This is a genomic window from Pantoea sp. paga (assembly GCF_007558755.1).
Lineage (GTDB): Bacteria > Pseudomonadota > Gammaproteobacteria > Enterobacterales > Enterobacteriaceae > Pantoea > Pantoea agglomerans.
In genome coordinates, this window is record NZ_VLTF01000022.1 from 1 (window position 1) to 4250 (window position 4250).

Below are 4250 nucleotides of genomic sequence, written 5' to 3' on the forward strand. Positions count from 1 at the left end.
TAGCCGTTCGGATTATTTTTAATTTTTTCGGATACACTGCTTCATCGTACGATCTCTAATAATCGAAGCATAATCATTCTTCGTCGCTGTTCGCACAGCCAGATGCGTGATGGAATCATAAAACACCGTAAATAAGGCTGGGGATGTGGCTATTCCTGTCACCATTTAACATAAATTACATTTCACGCACCTATCATCATTAGTAAAAAAGAGTTGTATTCTCTAGGGGACGACGGGGATGGTCATTCAGGAACGACCTATTGATAGCGAGTAACGATTTTGGCCAGCTGACGATCCTGCAGAGCAGTTAATACATAGCTTAACGTCCGGTTGCAAGGATATATTTGTTTACCTCTATCCCCTGCCCTTCGCGGAAATTGAACGGTTTCGGACCCAGAAACGACACAGTATCGTCAGTTCATGCAGTTGTTAAACATTGATGCTTAAAAAACAGCCCTAGCGTAGCATGTTCTTCCTTTTACACGCGGCCTCCTGTAAAGCTATCCTGTGAGACAAGAGCTTCGAGGGCATCAAATTTCCCGCGGTTGACATATTGCGGTTACGGGCTGGATGGCGACGTCAGCCTGATAATACTTCTCCCTTGCAACATTTTTTTGATAAAAGTCCCCCAAGAAGCGTGAGCCGCAGAGCCTGATAATGGATTCTGCGGCACCCTCTGATCTGAGACTTTTATTGTACTGATTTAGTTATTTACCGCTGACGCGTATGAAATTCTGCATTGAGCCAGTAGCTAAAAGTTGTGATCCTGCTGGCGAACACTATTATGTCCCCGCGTGGACGGTGACTTATGCTCAACAAATAATCCATCTCCTCGGCCAGAGCCGGGTAGCGGTCATTAAATTTTTTACCCAATTCTTTCAGCGTAACCGGCCAATCCTGATCATTATCTTCTCTCAGTATGTTTGTCGAACGAATGGCCTTACGTGCAGCAGACCTCTGCAGGACATGGCGCTGCGCAGGTTTCAGTGTGGGTTTCATCAGAGCAACGTAGCCGTTAAGTACCTCGAGAAAATCACCGTTAACGGCAACGGCTATGTCCCTTGAGGGCCTGAAGGGTTCAAAGCGATCGCGCAGGTCTTCACCGTAAACGCATACGCAATGATGCTTCAGCCAGTAACCCCATCGAATACCGTTAGCCGGTAGCATCACTTCCTCAAGCACGCCCGGATCGATGTCAATCTTACTGACAACCGGATGATCCTGCTCAAGCGCAGTCTTAACAACGTCGATTTTTGCAGTGGCATCTGCATCGGGTTCGCGATAATAAATCACGGTAAGATCGAGGTCAGACAGCCTTTCAGTCGCCGTCGCGTCGATAATGCTGCCGTATACATAAACGCTATGAATCAGATCCGGAAATGTCGTTGTCAGTGTCTGAACAACATCCGCAACCAGCCGTGAAAAGGCTGGCTGAAATCCTTTGAAATCAGGCTGGGTAATGAACCCGTACTTATCAACTGCCATTGGCTCACCGTCATGTCATACATCATATCGTCAGTTAAAGCCTGCAACGCAGAACAGTAATTCTTTCAGCATCACAGACAGATTTCAGTCAGGGTAAACACAGTACTGAACCTCAGAAGCAGATCGCTTAATCAGCTAATCATCATCGTTTTCCATCAGGGTTACCATTGCTCCCCGGTGAGCTTCAACCATACGAATGTAGCGCATGACAGTCTGGGTCTGCGTCCAGGTACCTTCCTGCATGATCTGTGCAATCGAGACGCCGTTTCTGGCCATATCCTGTGCGGCGCCGACGCGGGCGCTATGTCCGCTCCAGCTTGCATAGCGCCCTTTATTAGTTTCAAGAGCCTTTGTCTCACCCGCAGCCTGACGGGCACGGCGATAAATATCTTCCAGGCAGGGTGCGCTCATGGGGACTTCCGACACCCTGCCGATACGGTTCGATCGATGAACAGGACAGAAGATAACAGCGTCAGGTTCGCTGGCGATCCCCGCCGCGGTGACCCATTCGGTCAGCCTGCGGGATGACTTCGCACTGAGGGACTTAACGATGCCACCTGACTGCAGGATGGTTTTAGTCCAGCCAACGTCCAGAATGATACGCCCGTCTGCTGCACGGGAGATATCTCTGATCCGCAGACGGGAAAGCTCGCTCATGCGCAGAAGTGTGCTGTAAGCAACGTGCATAAACGCAAGGTCGCGCAACTGCTGCAGGCGCGGAGAATGAGCCCATTCAGCATCAAGACGGTTCAGATCTGGCCGGCAGAACGGGACGGCCTGTCCTGTACGCTCACCCGACATGACCGCTATACGGTTTATCTTTTTTCTGGCGCGAACTACGTCCGACGCAATCGTTGGCGGCACCAATCCGGCATTACGGTGTAACATCGACATAAGCGCCGCGTGCACCGAAATAGTTGAAGTTGAACGGCCAATGGTCTGCAGGTGAAACAGGTAATCCTGCATGTCATCCGGTGACATCGGCAGAAAGGACCGACGATTCTCCTGCGACCAGCGCCAGCAGATCCGCATCACGCTCAGTAGCTGACGCCACGTGTTGGCAGAAAAGGCCTCTCGATGGCGGACGAACGCGGCCAGTTTAGCAGTGAGATCATCACCGGCGCTGCCGCTAAGAGTCACACCGGTAAAAGCGGAGATATCGTTCATGTTTGCTCCATTTACAACTCTTGGCTGAAAGGCAGCGCTACGTGAATTCTGAGAAAAAAGCAGGGGTACTGCTCGTCAGATTTTACGTAGCTACGCCTATTTTTTAAACACCTTCGTTCAGCCGCACGCCGTCCAGAACTTCGTCGTTTCATATAAATGGCCGTAAAGTTCATGATCCAGCCCCGATCCGCATGATACAAGGTTTCAGAGACTCTGTCTGGCCTTATATAAGGTTAATTATATAATGTTACAGCTCATTGAATTAGGATCTGCTCTGGATAGAGTAAGAAAGGATGTCAAGATTCTAGCAAAGCAAACATGTGAATTTTTAGAGTTTAGTATTCTTAGAAAATTTAGGTCGGCATTTTATCTGCCATGCCATCCTTTTTCTTTACGCTGTTACGAGAGATATGGCACCAGGAAGATTCTGGCTGAATGCAGCGTGAATGTTTATCACACTGTGGGTGAGCGCTATGCGCCTGAAATGGAAAACTGCTTCCTGGTACTGGCAAAATACTTGCGGCATGAGATGGGTCAGGGCTTAGTTTTTCTTTATCATCCCGCCAAAACACCTGAGAGGTTTACTTTTTTTGGAAGAATCCTCAACAAAAGAAATATTGATTATATAGGAGGAGCTTTGAGGCTTAAGGCTTCGTTTGAGGTGATACCTGAATTTATATTTCGCAATAAAATAATCATTAAAAATGATAGTGAATCATGTAAATTAAATTGTTTATTAAAGTAAAAGCGGCGAATAAAAATGCAGTAAGGCTTGTAACTTTGCCAGCCTTTATATAAATAAATGACCACTCCAAATGCATGGTGATAGATGATCAAGAAAAAGTTATAAGCATGTTACTTGGATGCGTAACAATGGATGCAAAGTCATATGTGTCACTCAAGGACCCGAGAGTAAGCCAGTATAAATTCGTTCTGGGTCCAGAATACTACTTACTGAATGACATTAGATTCTACAAGATAAACAGTTTTCAAACAGAGGAATTCTGAATTTAACAAATCTATATTGTAATATTACGGATGTTTTTTTGACTTTAATATTAATATTCTTATTTAAAAGACATAAGAGATACTAATCATGAGCCCAATTCTTGGAGCATTTAATAGTACGGTATCGATCCATTCCCTTATCCATGAAATAAACAGTCGCTTGTCAGCAATGCGTGATGTGGCAGCTTATACAGTTGAAAATAATATACCTCTACAAGATCTCGATCGAGAAAGGAAAGTTTTATTCCTCTCACAAACAGATGCAGAGAATGCAGGACTTGACCCGCAATCATTAATGCCCCATATGCAGGCTCAAATGAATGTCGCCAAGGCAATTCAATACCGCTATATGGCAGAATGGCTGTCTTTACCGTGAGAGCTAGGAAATCATAAAAGCCTGGATGAAGTGAGAAACAGTATTTCTGTTTTGGAAAAAATATAATCAATAAATACCATTAGCAATAAATTAGCCACCGGAGAATTCACATATGAGGATAAATCACGAATTTTCCTCTATACGCAAACGCCTCATTTAACCGATGCAGATAAAAGGCTAATTATTAATTCTTTGGGTCGTGACGCAGACTTAT

At 45.6% G+C, this 4250-nt stretch carries 4 protein-coding genes; 2 read left to right on the forward strand and 2 right to left on the reverse strand.

What is annotated here, in order from left to right; genetic code table 11:
• Positions 1–711: 711 nt before the first annotated feature.
• Together FOV68_RS23730 and FOV68_RS23735 are read right to left on the reverse strand one after the other, a co-directional pair.
• On the reverse strand, positions 712–1485 hold the full coding sequence (locus FOV68_RS23730; RefSeq protein ID WP_143991723.1) for a nucleotidyltransferase domain-containing protein: 774 nt from the start codon (positions 1483–1485) through the stop codon (positions 712–714).
• A 135-nt stretch (positions 1486–1620) separates the two neighbouring features.
• Entirely contained in the window at positions 1621–2652 is a 1032-nt protein-coding gene (locus FOV68_RS23735; protein WP_143991724.1) for a tyrosine-type recombinase/integrase, read from the reverse strand.
• A 244-nt stretch (positions 2653–2896) separates the two neighbouring features.
• On the opposite strand from FOV68_RS23735, the gene FOV68_RS23740 reads away from it, so the two are divergent.
• Together FOV68_RS23740 and aroQ are read left to right on the forward strand one after the other, a co-directional pair.
• On the forward strand, positions 2897–3397 hold the full coding sequence (locus tag FOV68_RS23740) for a hypothetical protein (protein ID WP_143991725.1): 501 nt from the start codon (positions 2897–2899) through the stop codon (positions 3395–3397).
• Between the two features lie 351 nt (positions 3398–3748).
• The gene (gene aroQ, locus FOV68_RS23745) at positions 3749–4036 is read left to right on the forward strand and encodes a gamma subclass chorismate mutase AroQ (protein ID WP_143991726.1); all 288 of its coding nucleotides are present in this window, start codon (positions 3749–3751) and stop codon (positions 4034–4036) included.
• The last annotated feature ends 214 nt before the right edge of the window (positions 4037–4250 follow it).